Consider the following 15,825-nt stretch of genomic DNA (forward strand, 5'->3'; position numbering starts at 1 on the left):
CAACAGACCGGATGGAACCGGCTCAGGCCTTTCGCCTGTCCGCCTTCTTCCGGGGGGACCGGTCGCTCAGATACCGGGGCGGGCGCAGACCGTCCACGGCCTCGGTGTCTACCAGGACCTTGGTCACATCATCCCTGTCGGGAATCTCGAACATGGCATCCTCCAGGGTCCGCTCGATGATACCCCGCAGACCCCTGGCCCCGACCCCGCCTTCCATGGCGATGTCGGCCACCCGATCCAGGGCCTCGTCAGTGAACTCCAGGTCGGTGCCGTCGTCCAGGAACATGCGCCGGTACTGGTTGACCAGGGCGTTGTCGGGTTGGGTCAGGACCTGCCTGAGCTGTTCCACCGAAAGGGGCCTCAGGGTCGAAACGACCGGAAGGCGGCCGATGAACTCGGGCAGGAGTCCGAACTCCTCCAGGTCATCGGCGTTCACCTGGGCCAGGATGTCCTCGTCGGGAACCTGCGATTGCGCCCGGGAGACCGAGAATCCGCTTTCATGCACCCCCAGACGCCTGCGGACGATATCCTCCAAGCCCACGAAGGCCCCTCCACAGATGAAGAGGATGTTCCGGGTGTTCATCTTGACGGTCCTGGCCTCACCGTGCTTGCGGGAGCCCTCCAGGGGAACGGAGGCCACGGTGCCCTCGATGATCTTGAGAAGCGCCTGTTGAACACCCTCCCCCGACACGTCACGGGTGATGGATGTGTTCTCGCCGGACTTGCGGGCTATCTTGTCAATCTCGTCGATGTAGATGATGCCGTGCTGGGCCCTGTCCAGGTTTCCATTGGCCCCCTGAAGGAGCCGCTGCAGGACCGTCTCCACGTCATCACCCACATACCCGGCCTCGGTCAGGGTCGTGGCATCGGTGATGATGAAGGGGACGTTCATGATTCTCGCCAGGGTCTGGGCCAGGTAGGTCTTGCCCACACCCGTCGGCCCCAACAGGAGGATGTTGGACTTGGCCACCTGCGCACGGAGGGCCGGATCCGCCTGCACCCCAGCGGTCTGTCCGTCATCGGATCTGATCACCATGGGGATCTGGTCCGGATCATCCACATCCGACTGCAGGTCGCTCAACTCCATATTGACCCGCTTATAGTGGTTGTAGACGGCCACCGACAGGGTCTTCTTGGCCGCCTCCTGGCCGATCACGTACCTGTTCAGGTAGTCGAATATACGGCTGGGCACCGGCAGGGAGCGCCGGTCCTTGGCGGCATCCTTGGCCTTGTCCTCCTGGATGATCTGCATGCAGAGCTGGATGCACTCGTCACAGATGGCCGACGATGGCCCCTTGACCAGGCGGCGCACCTGGTGCTCGTTCTTCCCGCAGAACTCGCACCGGCTCAGGCCGTCATTGTAGCTGACCACTCGTCCCATCGCTCAACCTTCCCGTTGAATCGTCGAGGCCCCACAGGAATCCCTCCCATTCTTACCCATGATAGGCCAGGGTGGGCCCGTCCGTCATGACAATCCCCGGTTGCGTCTGAACCAGTGCACAACCGGGGACCAGGGTCTCTCCCCAAATGGAACCGTGCAGGGCCCGCCTACTTGCGGTGTTCCAGCACCTCATCGACCATCCCGTACTCCTTGGCCTCCTGGGCCGTGAGGATGGTGTCGATCTCGATGTCCTTGCGAATCTTCTCGACCTTCTGACCGGTGTGCTTGGCCAGGGTCTCCTCCAGCCAGGTCCTCATGCGCAGCATCTCCTTGGCCTGGATCTCGATCTCGGTGGCCTTGCCGAAGTCCTGCTCCATGGCCGGCTGGTGGATCAGCACCCGGGCATTGGGCAGGATGAGCCTCTTGCCCTTGGTGCCGGCAGCCAGGAGGATGGCTGCGGCCGAGGCGGCCTGCCCCAGGCAGACGGTCTGCACATCAGGCTTGATGTACTGCATGGTGTCGTAGATGGCGGTCATGGCCGTCATGGAACCACCGGGCGAGTTGATGTAGATGATCACATCCCGGTTGGGGTCCTGGCTCTCCAGAACCAGGAGCTGGGCCATGATGTCATCGGCCGAGGTGTCATCGACCTGGACACCCATGAAGATGATCCGGTCGTCGAAAAGCCGGGTATAGGGATCCTGGCGCTTGTAGCCGTAAGGGGTGCGCTCCTCGAACTGGGGAAGCACATACCTGTCCTGGGGCATGGCCGCCAGGCCACGGGGGCCGGCCAGACGCTGGGCCCGTGCCACGAATTTCGCTTCTTCTGATGCCATGGAACAGCTCACTTCCCTTCCTGGGCGCTCATGGTGCCCGGGGTGGTCACGATCTTGTCAACGAAGCCGTACTCCAGGGCCTGCTGGGCCGTGAACCAGTGGTCGTACTCGTTGTCGCGGTAAATCTCCTCCAGGGTGTGCCCGGTCTGCTCGGCCGTCAATTCCGAGAGGGACTTCTTCATGTCCATGATCAGCTCCGCGTTGATCCGAACATCGGTGGCCGTGCCACCCACACCGCCCGAGGGCTGGTGCATGAGGACCCGGGCGTGCGAGGTGACGAAGCGCTTGCCCTTGGCCCCGCTGGACAGGAGGAACTGCGCCATGGATGCGGCCATGCCCACGGCCACGGTGGCCACGTCGGGCTCGATCAGCTGCATGGTGTCGTAGATGGCCATGCCGGCCGTGATGGAACCGCCGGGGGAATTGATATAGAGCCAGATGTCCTTCTTGGGGTCCTCGGCCGCCAGCATCAGCAACTGGGCGCAGATGACGTTGGCGTTGGCATCCTTGACCTCATCACCCAACCAGATGATCCGGTCCTTGAGCAGTCTGTTGAAAATGGGGTCGGTCACCGCAGGGGCCTCCCCCTCCTCCATGACGGGGCTGGTTGCAAGTGTATTGCTCACCGTGTCTCCTTCGATAAACGTGTCATGCATTCGAGCCTAGCGCCCGGAACCGACGCATGGGGGGACTTCCGCTCTTTGCGCAACCCCTGGAGGGTTTGCACGGGCCAGGTGGGATGCGCCCGGGCCGGGGCACAAACACAAGGATGCCCGGCGAAGTCATCGCCGGGCATCCCATGATCAAGCGGTCATCTCACCGGGGGGGGGGGGGTCACAGGCAGCCGAAGCGACCCGGTCCCCGTGGATGGGGAGGTCAGCCCTTGTCTTCGTCCTCGGTCTCCTCAGCGGAACCCGAGAGCTCGTCAGCCACGGCAGCCGCTGCCGAGGCGGCCTGGACGCTCTCGTCCTGGTCCTCCATGGACTCACCCTGCTCCTCGTCGGACCCCAGGAACCGACTCAGATCGACCTCGTTCCCCTCGGGATCCTTGAAGGTCACGGCCCGCATACCGGCCAGCATTCCCTTGGAACGACCGACCTCCTGGACGGCCGAACCCAGCTGGCCGTTCTGGACGATGGAGTTGATGAAGGCGGAGGGGTCCATCCCGTACTGCTGGGCGATCGATGCCAGGAAGTTGGTCACATCCACCTGGCTGACGCTGACCTCCATCTTCTCGGCCAGGGCGTCCAGGGTCATCTGGTCGCGCAGTTCCTTATCGACGTTCTTCTCGGCCTCGGCCTTCTCGTCCTTGGTGGCCTTTTCGGGATCCTTGCCGGTGTTCTTGAGCTGCTCGGTCACCATGTTGGCCTCGATGCCCTTGGGGACGGGGATATCCAACCCCTCCTGGAGCTTGGCGATGAAGGCGTCACGGGCATCGGTGGCCTGACGTCCCTCGGCATCGCTCTCGCACTGCTTGCGCACATCGGCCTTGAGCTCGTCCAGGGTGTCGAACTCCGAGGCCTCCTTGGCGAATTCGTCATCCAGATCAGGCAGTTCCTCGGCCTTGACCGAGTTGACCTTGACCTTGATCTGGGCCTTCTCTCCCTGATGGTCACCGGCCTCCAGGGTGCCCTCGAAGGTGGTCTCCTCGTCGGCGGACAGGCCGTCCAGAGCCTCATCCAGTCCGTCGAGCATGGTGTTGGAGCCCAGCTCGTAGCTGATGCCCTGCTGGGAGTCCACGGACTCACCGTCGATGACGGCATCCAGGTCGATGCTGGCGTAATCGCCCTTCTTGGCGGGGCGATCGACACTGATCAGGGTGCCGAAGCGCTGACGGAGGTTGTCCAGGCGCTTGTCGACGTCCTCATCGCTGACCTCGGGCCTGCGGACCTCGACCTCCATTCCATCCAAGTCGGGCAGGTCAAACTTGGGGCGAATCTCCACCTCGGCAGTGAACTTCAGCTTGGTATCGTCCTTGGCGGACTGGGGTACGTCCTTGACGTCGATCTGAGGCTGGTCCATGGCATGCAGCTTCTTCTCGGCCAGGGCCTTGGAATAGATCTCGGGAACACCCGCATTGATGGCCTCGCCGGCAACACTGGCGAATCCTACGCGCTGATCGATGATCGCTCCGGGCACATGCCCCTTGCGGAAGCCGGGGATGGTGACCTGCTTGCCGATCTCCTTGCGGGCCTGGTCCAGGTAAGGGTCCAGCTCGTCCTTGTCGACGGTGATTGTGAGCCTGACCTTGGTGGGCTCGAGGTTCCTGACGCTGATTTTCACGCTGCGCTCCAATTCATCAAAACCGTTTGATCTGCCAGTAAGGCAACCGTTACATGATAGCTCGACTTAGGGACTCTGACAGGAGGGAAACCTGCCATGGTCGGGCTCCCTGCTCTGTCAGGAAGTCGGCGACATCCCTTTTGCCGGGTTCGTCGGTCCAGCAGAGGTTACGCAGGTATTTGGGCTTGATGAGGACATCGGCCGGGGTATTGGTGTCCTGCCCTATACGGGCCACCATCCTGCGGGCCGCCTGAAGTCTGGCCATCCGGTCGGGATGGCGCTGTCGCCAGACCTGCATGGACCTGGGGGCGTTGTTCTGGTCCGTCTGCACCTTTGGCCCCATGGGGAGGTCCTCATCGGGTAGGTTCAGGGCCTCGATGATGGTCTCCCTCCAGATCCTGGGTCGAACCTGACGCTGGATGGGGGCATACCGCTCGAACATCTTGTCCTGCTCGCCTCCCGTGTGGATCCTGACCCGTTCATTCAGAGATCGGACGGCTCGGAACTGGGCGGCGTTGTGGGGCTTGACCTGCGAGGCCATGATGATGGACTTGTCGGTCAGGAGGAGATTGGGGGCGATGTCGTACTCCCTGCCCAGCTGGTCCCTCTTGGTCCAGAGTGCCCTGGCCACGGCCAGGCCCCTTCTGTCATTACGCAGGGCACTGATATGGGATAAGTGCCGCCAGGGCTGCTCCTGCTTGGGTTTACCCTGGATCCGATCGGTCAGGAGCCATTCGAATTCCTGCCTGGCCCAGTCTTCCTTGCCCTGCCGGACAAGTTCCTTCTCCATGCACTCCCGGAGGGGGTCCAAAAGCTCCACATCAAGGGCGGCATAGTTTCGCCAGTCCCTGGGCAGCGGCCGGTAGGACCAATCGGCCGCTGAATGTTCCTTGGCCAGGGAAAGCCCCAGGAAGTGCTCGGTCACCGCGGACAGGCCGAAATGCCTGAGATTGAGCAGCCGGGCGGCCAGCTCCGTATCGAAGAGGGACGAGGGCCTCATACCCAGATCATGGAAACCGGGCAGGTCCTGAGGAGAATCGTGGATGATCCACTGGACACCTTCCACGGCCTGGTTGAAGTCATTCCAGTCGCATCCCGCCCGGTTCAAGGCCGGCGGGTCCAGAAGGATGATCCGGGAGGAACCACGTTTGAACTGAACCAGATAATCATCATGCCCATAGCGAAATCCGGAGGCACGTTCCGCATCGGCACCCAGGGCCCCGTCAGCCAGGGAGAGATCTCGACAGGCCTTGACGAATCCCTGCCGATCATCGACGACCTGGGGAACACCGCCCCGCGGCTCGGTCAGCAGCTGAGATCGTTTGTCGATTGACTGTCTCGGTTTTGCACGGCACCGGTAGCGGACGGTCACGTCCTCTCGACGGGCATTATCCTCCATACCTGTTCTCTTTCCGGAGGTGCCTCACCTGGGTCCTCGCACGGCAGAAAGCATAGCCCAAGAAGAAGACCCCGCCAACTTGATGGTCGTCGGGGTCTTCCGTTCCATGATCAGTACACCACGAAACCATGGGCTTCGAACTGCTCGGTCACACGCTTCTTCAAGGACGCCGAGGGGCCCTTGGCATCCTCCAAGGGGTAGGGAATGCGCAACTCATGCCACTTCGGCCTGCCCAGCTGGTGGAAGGGCAGAACATCGATGTGCTCGATGGCATCCTTGAACTGCTCACAGACCTCGGCCACCTTTTCCACGTTCTCCTCCGAGTCGGTCAATCCAGGGACCAGAACGAACCGTACCCAGATCTTGCTGCCGCGCTCGGCCAGCCTCTTGCCGAAGGCGATGGTCGGGGCCAGGGTGCCACCGGTGACTTTCTGGTAGGTCTCCTCGTCACCCGACTTGACATCCAGCAGGCAGAGATCGATGTCGTCGATCATCTCGTCCGTGTAGTTGCGGTTGAGGAAGCCTGAGGTATCGAGACAGGTGTGGACACCCATCTCCTTGGCTGCACGGAAGACCCTGGACACGAAGGCCCCCTGCATCATGGATTCGCCACCGCTGAAGGTGATACCGCCTCCTGTGGCCTTGAAGAGGTCCTGGTAACGGGCCACCTTGTCGATCATGGCCTGGAGATAGACGGGCTGCCCGTCACGCATCTTCCAGGTATCAGGGTTCTGGCAGTACTGGCACCGGAGTGGGCAACCACTCATGAATACCGTCATCCTGGTGCCCGGTCCATCCACCGAGGTGTTGATGTCCCAGGAATGCACAAAACCGATATCGCCTGTTCTCAAGGCTGCCATCCGGTCGTGCCGGTCCAACCCTATAGGTGACTCAAACCCTGATAATCCCCCCATCAGGGTCTGGCTCTGGTATGCCTTGGACTCCTTGAGCATATGCGGCTGGGTGGTGTGGAAGGTCATGGCCTCCGTCATTGGAACCTCCTGACTACGAAAATGAAGGGAGGCGGGGTATCTGCCCCGCCCCCCTTCGGCTCACCGTCTTTCAACGGGTCGGACCACTGAAATCAATCAGTCGGTCACGGCACCCTGATGGAAGGTACGAGAGATGACGTCAAGCTGCTGCTCACGTGTCAGCTTGACGAAGTTGACCGCATAACCCGAGACGCGCACGGTCAGATGCGGGTACTTCTCGGGGTGCTCGACTGCATCCTCAAGCTGCTCCTTGCGCAGGACGTTGATGTTGGCGTGGTAGAGCCCGTGTCCGTTGCCGGCATCCAGGATGCCCACCAGATTGTTGATCCGCTCGTCCTCATCACGACCCAGACCGTCAGGAGTGATCGTGTTGGTCAGCGAGATGCCATCGAGCGCATCGTCATAGTCGATCTTGCCGACGGAGAACATGGAGGGCAGCATGCCGTGGGAATCCATGCCGTTCTCGGGGTTGGCACCAGGTGCATACGGGGTACCCTTCTTGTGGCCCGAGGGGAAGGAGCCGGTGTTCTTGCCATATTCCACGTTGGAGGTGATAGTCAGAATGGACTGGGTCGGCACGGCGCCACGGTAGACGGGCAGGCGCTTGACCTGACCCATGACTGTGGAGACGGCCCACTTGGCCAGATCATCGGCGCGGTCATCGTCATTACCGTAGATCGGGAACTCGCCGACCGTCTTGTAGTTGACGATCAGGTCGTCGTCGGCACCCTCGACATACTCCGGGGTGCCCTTGGCATCCTTGTTGTAGATCGGGTAGACCTTGGCGTACTTGATGGCGGACAGTGAGTCGGCGGCAATCGACAGGCCGGACATACCGCAACCGAGGGTACGGTAGACCTCCTTGTCGTGCAGGGCCATCTCGATGGACTCATATGCATACTTATCATGCATGTAGTGGATGATGTTCAGAGCCTCGACATAGGTCTCGCTCAGCCACTCCAGAGCCTTCTCGTAGTTGTCCTTGACCTCCTGGAAGTCCAGGGAGCCGTCCTCCTTGGGGGTTACGGGCTTGACGATGCCCTCATCGATGACCTGCATACCGGTCATCTCGTCACGCCCGCCGTTCATGGCGTAGAGCAGTGCCTTGGCGGAGTTCACACGGGCACCGAAGAACTGCATCTGCTTGCCGACCCTCATCGGGGAGACGCAGCAGGCGATGGCTGCATCGTCGCCCCAGTGGGCGCGGATGTCCTTGTCGGACTCGTACTGGATGGCCGAGGTGTCGATGGAGATACGGGCGCAGAAGCGCTTGTAGCCCTCAGGCAGCTTCGGATCCCAGAAGATCGTGATGTTGGGCTCAGGACCGGGCCCAAGATGCTCCAGGGTCAGGGTGGCCAGCAGGCGGAAGGAGGTCTTGGTGACCAGCGGACGGCCGTCGTCGCCGAAGCCTGCATCCGACCAGGTTGCCCAATAGGGATCACCGGAGAAGATATTGTCGTAGTCCTTGGTACGCAGGAAGCGGACGATACGCAGCTTCATGACGATGTTGTCGATGATCTCCTGGGCGTCGGTCTCGTCGATCAGACCCTTCTGGAAGTCCCGCTCGAAGTAGATGTCGAAGAAGGCCGAAAGACGACCGATGGACATGGCCGCGCCATCCTGGCTCTTGACGGATGCCAAGTATGCCATGTAGGTCCACTGGACGGCTTCCTTGGCGTTCTGAGCTGGACGGCTCAAATCCAGGCCATACTCCTGACCCAGCTTCAGCAGCTGCTTCAGGGCCTTGATCTGCTCGGCGTGTTCCTCGCGGAAGCGAATCCAGTGCTCGATCTCTTCCTCGGTGAAGTCATTGCGGTATGGAATCGAATCCTTGTCGGCCTGCTTGCGGGCAATCAGCTCGTTGATGCCGTACAGGGCCACGCGACGGTAATCGCCGATGATGCGGCCACGGCCGTAGGAATCAGGGAGACCGGTGAGGATCTTGTTGTGGCGGGCCAGCTTAATCCGCTTGGTGTAGACGTCGAAGACACCATCATTGTGGGTCTTGCGATACCTGGTGAAGATCTTCTTGATCTCCGGATCGGGCTCCTTGCCGGCCTCCTTGATGGCCTGTTCGACCATGCGCCAACCACCGTTGGGCATCATGGCGCGCTTGCAGGGAACGTCGGTCTGCAGGCCGACGATGACATTATCCTGTGTTTCATCAGCCGACTTGCCGTCAATGTATCCGGCGGGAAAAGCGTCGATACCGGCGGGTGTGTGAGTGTCTACATCGTAAACGCGCTGCTTGCGCTCGACGGCAAGGAAATTGTCGTCGAGATATTTCCACAGGAACTTGGTCTTCTCGGTGGCAGGCGCCAGGAAGGATTCATCACCCAGATAGGGGGTGTAGTTCTTTTGAATAAAGTCACGGACGTCGATGTTCTTCTTCCAGTCTTCACCCTTGAAGCTGTCCCAAGCCTTGGCTTGCAGCTCATCGGGTGAGACTGACATGGTCTCAACTGCTGTCATACTCAACTCCTTGTTGATATGTCAATGGCGCTTCCTCACACCACTGTTACGTCCAGTATAGGGTGGGGATTGACGCCGAAAGTCGGCCATGGACGTGAGCTTTGTCACATTGAGCCAACCGAGTCTTGAAGCTTCCCCTTACAAGCGTTGACGAGGGACCTTCGTCGTAAAAGCAAGACGACAACCTGGATTTCAGGTCCAAGCGATTGACTCCATCTGCACTCCGGGCCAAAACGAAGCGGCCCTGCGGCGGGCATCGCTTTTCTCAGTCCTGACCCTGGTCCCGATCTCCGCCGGTTGATGACCCGTTCGGGTCTCCCTCCCATTGTCGGCGCCAACGCCGGTCCTCTTCCTCCCAGACCTTGTTGCGCTTCTTGGCGATCTTCCACGCATCAAGTGCGTCCTCATAGGAAGGGTAGGGACCCATCCGGTAGTCCGATGGCGACAGTTTGCCCAATTCGGGCTTACCCGTCACCGTGTTGAGAAACCACTCGCCCTGCTGCTCAGCCATGATCGCCTCCTTGCCGATGAACCTGGTGGAATCAGATCCCGCCAGGCCCAGATACCACTTCTGGCACCGAATCATCCTCCGAGAATATGAGCGGCCCGGCCCGCCCTGAATCACTGCTTCGCATCACTCCCTGAAGGCATTGGTGATGGGCAGGCGGCGGTCACGACCGAAAGCCAGCGAGGTGACCTTGGGCCCCAGGGGGTACTGGCGCCGCTTCCATTCTGCCCGGTCCACCAGACGCATGACCGTGTTGACGGTTTCGGGGTCGAATCCGTCGGCAAGGAGATCCTCACGACCGTGCGCCTTCTCGATATAAGCCTCGAGCACCTGGTCCAGGAGGGCGTAATCAGGCAGGGAGTCGGAATCCTTCTGCCCCTCGCGCAACTCCGCCGATGGCGGTTTAACAATGGAATTGACCGGAATGGGTTCGACCTGACCATGGAGCTTGGCCTCCTGGTTGCGCCACCTGGCCAGTTCCCAGACCCTGGTCTTCAAGAGGTCCTTGATGGGCGCATACCCGCCCACCGCGTCTCCGTAGATGGTCGAATACCCGCAGGCCAACTCGGACTTGTTCCCGGTGGCCAGGGCCAGGAGGTCCTTGGAATTGGAATAGGCCATGACGATGACCCCGCGAATACGGGCCTGGATGTTCTCCTCGGCCACCCCCTCCAGATGAAGCTCATCCTGGAAGGCATCGAACTCGGAGCCGATCGCCTTGACCTCATAATGCAGACCCAGTCGTTGGGCCAGGTCTGCGGCATCGTCACGCGACCCCTCGGAGGAGTATCGGCTGGGCATGGAGATGCCCCATATATTGGAGCCGCCACAGGCGTCCGCGGCAATAGCCGCCACCAGGGCCGAATCGATTCCCCCGGACAGACCCAGGCAGACCCCTGTGAAATGGTTCTTGACCATGTAGTCCTTGAGTCCAAGCACGCAGGCCCGGTAGACCTCCTCATCGCCGGGAAGGTCATCGGCCAGAAGCGATCTGACCGGCTGGGCGGATGCCCCCGACTCCCCCGAGGCCGACAGGGCCCAGTACCCCAGGTGCTCCACGAACTGGGGGGAATGCTCCAGGATGGCCCCATCGGCATCCACCACGAAACTGCCACCGTCAAAGACCAGATCATCCTGGCCGCCCACTTGGTTGACATAGATGACCGGAGCCTTGACCTGACGGGCGCGCTTGGCCGCCAGTTCCCGGCGGACGTGCCCCTTGCCCTCCTCGAAGGGCGACCCGTTGATGGTGACCAGAAGATCGATGCCCTTGGCGGCCATGTCGCTGATGGGGCCGCCCTCCTGCCAAATGTCCTCACAGATGGCCAGGCCGATGCGCCGCCCTTTGATGTCGAGGATGACGCTCTTTTCCCCGGGCGTGAAGATTCGATACTCGTCGAAAACCCCGTAATTGGGCAGGAAGTGCTTGTCGTATCCCGCCCAGACCAGACCATCGTGGAGGACGACCATGCGATTGCGCGGTCGGTCATGCTCCCGGTCGGTCCCGACGGTGCCGACCACCACATAGGGGTCACCCAGATCCGCATCCTTCAGGTCCCTTGCCAACTGGTCGGCCCTGGCCCATGCGGCCCGGCGGAAGGTGGCCCGGAAGGCCAGATCCTCAATCGGATACCCGGTCAGGGTCATCTCGGGGAAGATCACCATGTCGGCTTTCCGGGAGGCGGCTTTGCGGCAATAATCCATGACCTTCGCGGCGTTGCCGTCCAGGTCGCCAACACAGGTGTCGATCTGCGCCAAGGCCACCAGAAGGGAGCCATCCGATGATTGATCGCGTTCTTCCATACTCATACTGGCGATTCTAAACCGAAGAGGTGCCGGGAAGGGGCAACCGCGCCGAATTCCTTTCCCGCTCCAGTGCCGAACCGTCCGGCTCGGCGTGAGAACCGGGAACCAATCTTGGGATCACGCCTCACCTATCCAGGCGGATCTGCTCCAGCAGGCTCAGGACCGGTGCTGACGACGCCGGACGATCAGGCCGACGCTGGTGAACGGTCACGCAAGGTGACATCGGCGACAATCACGTCAGCGACTCGGACCGGTCACGCCGACGACTCCGGAACGATCCCGGAACGCGACGTGACCACTCGGGGCCGGTCCTGCATGCGGTATATCAGACCCTGTCGGCACCGGCCTTGCGAGCGGCCTGCCTGACCTTGACCGAGGTGACCAACCCGACCAGGAGAAGGACCCCGGCGAAGGCCATGGCCAACTGGGCACCCTGAGTGAAGCCCTGGGTCAGCGCCTGGGTCACCTGGGGGCCCAGTCCGCCAAGGCGACCGGAGGCACCCTGCATCCTCAAGGAGGAGATGACGTTGCCGGCCGAGGAACGGACGGACTGGACCAGTCCCCTGGCCGCGCCAGCCGGAAGACCGGGGATGGCATTCAGATGGGCCGGCATGACCATGCTGAGGGCTGCGGAGAGGACGGTGCCCGAGACGGCGGCACCCAGGGCCGTGCCCCACTGCCGAATCGTCGACTGGGTGGCGGAGGCCTGGCCGGACTGGGCCACCGGCACGCCGGACAGGACCAGACTGGTCAGTTGGGCGGAGGCGAAGCCCAGGCCGGTTCCGTAGATGATCAGGGTGATCAGCATGGTCCAGACCGGTACGGAACCACGCATGAGCAGGACCGAGGCGACCACCCCGAGAATCTCCATGGCCAGACCGAGCTGGACGGTGCCGCCAGCACCGAGACGGGCGGAGACCAGCCGGGCGAGCCCACCGGAGAAGACGGCGCCCAGGGCCATGATGCCCAGGACCGAACCGGCCTGGAGAGGGCTGAGACCGCGGGCATTGATCATATAGAGGGGCAGGATGAAGATGACGGCGAACTGGCCGGCGTTGATGATGGCGGCGGTCAGGTTCCCCCATCCGAAGGTGCCGATGGTGAACATGGTCACGTCAAGGATGATGATGCGGCCCTGCCGCTTGCGGCGCAACTCCACCAGCGTGAAGCAGATCAGGAGGACCAGCCCCACCACCAGGCTGACGGGCACCGGGGACACGGGCGCGTTGACAGACCAGACCAGGGGCCCCAGCACCAGCTTCTTCGAAGGCCTGAACCACCCGTAGGTCTGCCCCTCGATCAGGGCGAAGACCACAAAGGCCGAGCCAAGCGCCGACAGGAGAATCCCCCTCCAGTCACTGAGCAACCCGAATCGACTGGTGCCGGAAGCCGGCGCGGACCTGGTCTCCGGCACGAAGGCCATGGAGGTCAGGATGACGATCAGCCCCAGGGGGAGGTTGACCAGGAAGATCCAGCGCCAACCGATCGTGGAGGTGAACAGTCCACCCAGGAAGGGTCCGACAGCTGCAGCCCCGGACATGACCGCCCCCCAGACCCCGAAGGCGGCGGCCCGGTACCTGCCGCGGAAGGTGGCCGAAACCGAGGAGAGGGTGGAGGGCATGACCAGGGACCCGCCGATGCCCTGGACGACCCTTGCCGTCAGGAGCCAGGAACCACTCGTGGAGGAGGCCGCCAGCAGGGAACCCAGGACGAAGATCACGGTGCCCACCTGGAGCATCCGCTTCCGCCCCACCATGTCACCAAGACGCCCCGCGGGCAGGAGGAGGGCGGCCAGGACGATGCTGTAGAGGGCGGTGACCCACTGGGCATCGGTCATGTCGATATGGATGGCATTGATGATGGCCGGTATCGATACGTTGACGATGGAAGAGTCCAGAACGATCATGGCCAGGCCCAGGGCCAGGACCCAGAGCGCCTTCCATGGTGGTTTCCCGGCAGTGTCCATGGCTCCGACCGGACTGGTCCGGCCTTCCCCTGCGGCCTGGGACCGCTTCCCCCCAGCAACCTGATCCTGACTCATCCCGTGCCCCCCTCTTTCACCTTCCGGAATCCTTGGAACCTGATGTCCATCCAAGCTTTTCAGTCCCTCCTTCAGGAACTTTTTGAGACTATACGTCGCGAAAATGTCATTGACAAGTCCCGACACGCGCGCTCGCTCAAGGCTGAACCTCGGAATCCGGCCTGGAAGAAACAGGTAGGTCTCATCAGCATTCGGAGCCAAAGGAATACAACCCGGTTGAGTCCACTCCCCTTAGGCCATAGGATTCCTTACAGAGACCCGGGAAGGCCAGGAGGCCACAGGGCCGGCAGACACCCGACCCCCGAATCACAACCCGAGGAGGACCATGCCGAAAATCGAGGAAGCCAGCCTGGACGAGCATCGTTCCAGGACCCGCTCGCGCATCCTTGCAGCCGCCGAGCGCATCCTCAGAACCTCGGGACGGGGCGGGCTGACCATGGCGGCGGTCAGCAGGCAGGCGGGCATGGCGCGAAACTCGCTCTACCGGTACGCCGCCGATACCGACCAGCTCTGCGACATGGTCCTGGAGGTCCACCTGCCCGTCTGGGCCCAGGCCCTGACCAAGGCTCTGGCCCGGGCCGGAACCGCGGAGGAGGTCATCCTGGCCTGGACCCGGACCAATCTTGTTCAGGCCGGCCGACATGGCCACAGTTGGCTGATGAACCTCTACACGGACGGCAACGACACCCAGTTCCGGCGGTCCTTCCTCTACGGGCAGCCTTTCGACCGGGGGCAGGACCAGACCAAACCGTCCGACCTGACCACAGATGCCATGGTGGACTTCCATCGACAGGTGAACCAACCCCTGATCGACGCCTGGCAATCCCTGAGGCCCGACGATGCCAGAACCGGCGTGGAGGTCACCCGGGGCATTGTCCAATCCGGCATGCGGCTGATTGACGCCCTGGACAACCGGGAGGGGGAACCCGATCCGAAGATGGTCTCCACCATCATCGAAGACATCACCGAGGCCACACGAGCCGTGATAGTGGCATTGTCCAAGAAGCAGACCGAAACCGGGCGGAACGATCAAAGAACCCTGGCGGACCCGATCAGGCAGACGGATCAGCGAAGCCGGGCAGTCAGGACGAACGGGGACCGCCGGACAAACCAGGCGAACCCATGCAAGGACATGAACTCATGAAACTCTTGGGCAACATCATCTGGCTCATTCTGGGCGGCCTGGTCATCTCATTGATCTGGGCCCTCATCGGCATCATTCTCTGCCTTACCATCATCGGCATCCCACTGGGGTCCCAGGCCTTCAAAATGGCCGGACTGACCCTGGCGCCCTTCGGCCATTCCGTCGTCTACGGGGGGCAGGTCGGATCCACCCTGGCCAACCTGCTCTGGCTGGTCCTGGGAGGCTGGTGGTTGGCTCTGACCTACTTCACGGCCGGTCTCCTCAACCTCATCACCATCGTCGGCATCCCCTTCGGTCTCCAGTCCTTCAAGATGGCCAAATTGGCCCTGATGCCCTTCGGGGCCGTCATCCTCTGACCAGGTGGCGACCAGGGCCGGGGCGTCGTGCAGTCATGAAAGAATCAAGTGTATGACTACCATCATCATGCACACATCAGAAGGCGACATCCGCCTCGACCTCTTTGACGACCAGGCCCCCAAGACCGTGGCCAACTTCCTGGACCTGGCCCTGGGCAGGAAAGCCTGGACGGACCCGGAGACCGGGAAGGAGCGGAAGGACCCCTTCTACGACGGCCTGACCTTCCACCGTATCATCAAGGACTTCATGATCCAGGGCGGCTGCCCCCTGGGCACCGGCACCGGCGGCCCCGGGTACGAGTTCGATGACGAGATCGATCCCTCCCTGACCTTCGACCAGCCCTACAAGCTGGCCATGGCCAACGCCGGACTCCGCCGCGACCCCGCCACCGGACAGGCCCGCGGCACCAACGGATCCCAGTTCTTCATCACCACGGTCCCCACCCCCTGGCTGGACGGCCACCACACGATCTTCGGCCAGGTGGCCGATGAGGATTCCAGGCAGGTTGTCGACAAGCTTGATGCCCTGGCCACCGACTCCGGCGACCGCCCCCAGGAACCGGTCTTCATCAACGGCATCGAAGTGCTCTGAGCCGGCGGTCCGGGC

13 protein-coding genes are annotated in these 15,825 nt (G+C 62.0%); 3 read left to right on the forward strand and 10 right to left on the reverse strand.

What is annotated here, in order from left to right; all coding sequences use genetic code 11:
• Window positions 1–22 precede the first annotated feature (22 nt).
• The 10 genes from clpX to Q0K62_RS01155 all read right to left on the reverse strand — a co-directional run bounded on the left by clpX (window position 23) and on the right by Q0K62_RS01155 (window position 13,718).
• Window positions 23–1,381, reverse strand: a complete 1,359-nt coding sequence (clpX, locus tag Q0K62_RS01110) for an ATP-dependent Clp protease ATP-binding subunit ClpX (RefSeq protein ID WP_297316140.1) — start codon at window positions 1,379–1,381, stop codon at window positions 23–25.
• 167 nt (window positions 1,382–1,548) lie between these two features.
• On the reverse strand, window positions 1,549–2,217 hold the full coding sequence (locus tag Q0K62_RS01115) for an ATP-dependent Clp protease proteolytic subunit (RefSeq protein ID WP_297316141.1): 669 nt from the start codon (window positions 2,215–2,217) through the stop codon (window positions 1,549–1,551).
• Between the two features lie 8 nt (window positions 2,218–2,225).
• Entirely contained in the window at window positions 2,226–2,843 is a 618-nt protein-coding gene (locus Q0K62_RS01120; protein ID WP_297316142.1) for an ATP-dependent Clp protease proteolytic subunit, read from the reverse strand.
• 250 nt (window positions 2,844–3,093) lie between these two features.
• Window positions 3,094–4,500: a trigger factor gene (gene tig, locus Q0K62_RS01125; protein WP_297316143.1), complete on the reverse strand. Its 1,407-nt coding sequence runs from the start codon at window positions 4,498–4,500 to the stop codon at window positions 3,094–3,096.
• Window positions 4,501–4,549: 49 nt separating this feature from the next.
• Window positions 4,550–5,899, reverse strand: a complete 1,350-nt coding sequence (locus Q0K62_RS01130; protein ID WP_297316144.1) for an HRDC domain-containing protein — start codon at window positions 5,897–5,899, stop codon at window positions 4,550–4,552.
• Between the two features lie 110 nt (window positions 5,900–6,009).
• Window positions 6,010–6,891, reverse strand: coding sequence for a pyruvate formate-lyase-activating protein (gene pflA, locus Q0K62_RS01135; RefSeq protein ID WP_297316145.1), 882 nt, complete (start codon window positions 6,889–6,891; stop codon window positions 6,010–6,012).
• Between the two features lie 96 nt (window positions 6,892–6,987).
• Complete coding sequence (gene pflB / locus Q0K62_RS01140; RefSeq protein WP_297316146.1) at window positions 6,988–9,363, reverse strand: formate C-acetyltransferase; 2,376 nt, start codon at window positions 9,361–9,363, stop codon at window positions 6,988–6,990.
• Window positions 9,364–9,628: 265 nt separating this feature from the next.
• Window positions 9,629–9,874: a hypothetical protein gene (locus Q0K62_RS01145; protein ID WP_297316147.1), complete on the reverse strand. Its 246-nt coding sequence runs from the start codon at window positions 9,872–9,874 to the stop codon at window positions 9,629–9,631.
• A gap of 123 nt (window positions 9,875–9,997) precedes the next feature.
• On the reverse strand, window positions 9,998–11,674 hold the full coding sequence (locus Q0K62_RS01150) for an NAD+ synthase (RefSeq protein WP_297316177.1): 1,677 nt from the start codon (window positions 11,672–11,674) through the stop codon (window positions 9,998–10,000).
• Window positions 11,675–12,002: 328 nt separating this feature from the next.
• On the reverse strand, window positions 12,003–13,718 hold the full coding sequence (locus Q0K62_RS01155; RefSeq protein ID WP_297316148.1) for an MFS transporter: 1,716 nt from the start codon (window positions 13,716–13,718) through the stop codon (window positions 12,003–12,005).
• 325 nt (window positions 13,719–14,043) lie between these two features.
• On the opposite strand from Q0K62_RS01155, the gene Q0K62_RS01160 reads away from it, so the two are divergent.
• Genes Q0K62_RS01160 through Q0K62_RS01170 form a run of 3 tightly spaced genes read left to right on the forward strand, consistent with a single transcriptional unit; the run spans window position 14,044 to window position 15,810 of the window.
• Window positions 14,044–14,862 (forward strand): TetR/AcrR family transcriptional regulator, encoded by an 819-nt coding sequence (locus tag Q0K62_RS01160; RefSeq protein WP_297316149.1) that lies wholly within the window; start codon window positions 14,044–14,046, stop codon window positions 14,860–14,862.
• Window positions 14,859–15,218, forward strand: coding sequence for a YccF domain-containing protein (locus tag Q0K62_RS01165; RefSeq protein WP_297316150.1), 360 nt, complete (start codon window positions 14,859–14,861; stop codon window positions 15,216–15,218). The genes Q0K62_RS01160 and Q0K62_RS01165 overlap by 4 nt, the downstream gene beginning before the upstream one ends.
• Window positions 15,219–15,270: 52 nt before the next feature.
• Entirely contained in the window at window positions 15,271–15,810 is a 540-nt protein-coding gene (locus Q0K62_RS01170; protein WP_297316151.1) for a peptidylprolyl isomerase, read from the forward strand.
• Window positions 15,811–15,825 lie beyond the last annotated feature (15 nt).

It is taken from the genome of uncultured Bifidobacterium sp., from assembly GCF_945269915.1.
GTDB classification, from domain to species: Bacteria; Actinomycetota; Actinomycetes; order Actinomycetales; family Bifidobacteriaceae; genus Bombiscardovia; species Bombiscardovia indica.